We start from the raw sequence: 905 nt of genomic DNA on the forward strand, positions 1-905 counted from the left end.
GACCTGCTCGGTTCCGTCGCCGCGCTGGCGAGCGGACTGGTGATCGCCCTTACCGGCTGGTTCCCCATCGACCCGCTTCTCTCGCTGGTGATCTCGGCACTGATCCTGATCTCCACCTCGCGGCTGCTGCGCGACGCGATCCACGTGGTGATGGAGGGCGTGCCGCGACACATCGACCTCGAGCGGGTCGGCCATCAGCTGCAGGCGGTGGACGGCGTCGAGAGCGTCCACGACCTGCACGTGTGGACGATCGCCTCCGGGCACTACGCCATCGCGGCCCACGTGCGCATCCGCGACCTCGAGCACTGGCCCCTGCAGCTCGACGGCATGAAGCGGCTGCTGCGCGAACGCTTCAGTATCGAACACGTCACCCTGCAACCGGAGCCGCTCTACGACGTCGCCGTGATCCCGCTCACCGGCCGCGAACGCGCCCGCGACGAGCACTAGCACGCCCCCCTGATTAAGGCCGGTGTAAGGACGGCGCCGGATACTGCCGGACAGGTCCCCGGGGGCGGGACCGCCGTCCGGGTCATCGGCCCGTGACTCCACCCCCCGGGTCAAACGGTACGGGCGGCGCCGGGGGCAGGCTCCCGGCCCGGGGAGGAGTCTGGAATGGAACGCATGCAGCTACCCGGCGTCCGGGAACGCCTCTGGCAACTGGCCTACCTGCTCAAGCACACCTTCGCTGTCGTAGGGCGCCACCCCGGGATTGTCCGGCCGTGGGTGTACATGGCGGTTTACGCGGCGGTCATGGTGTCCGTGTTCTTCGCCGGCATCGCCGCGATCGCGGTGGACCGCGGCGGGACGGGGACGCTGCTCCTCGTGCTCGCGGTCGTGCTCTTCTTCTACAAGTTCTTCTTCTACAACCGCCTGGAGATCCAGCAGAGCTGGCTGGTGGCGGAGGC

General features: G+C 68.8%; 2 protein-coding genes. Both read left to right on the top strand.

The genetic code is table 11. The features are described 5' to 3' along the window. Nucleotides 1-447: cation diffusion facilitator family transporter (locus G7A99_RS21635; protein WP_163143994.1), on the top strand; the 447-nt coding region annotated here is incomplete at its 5' end. A 165-nt stretch (nucleotides 448-612) separates the two neighbouring features. Next, on the top strand, nucleotides 613-905 hold a 293-nt coding region (locus G7A99_RS21640; protein ID WP_163143996.1), incomplete at its 3' end, for a hypothetical protein.

The organism is Arhodomonas sp. KWT (assembly GCF_010993615.1).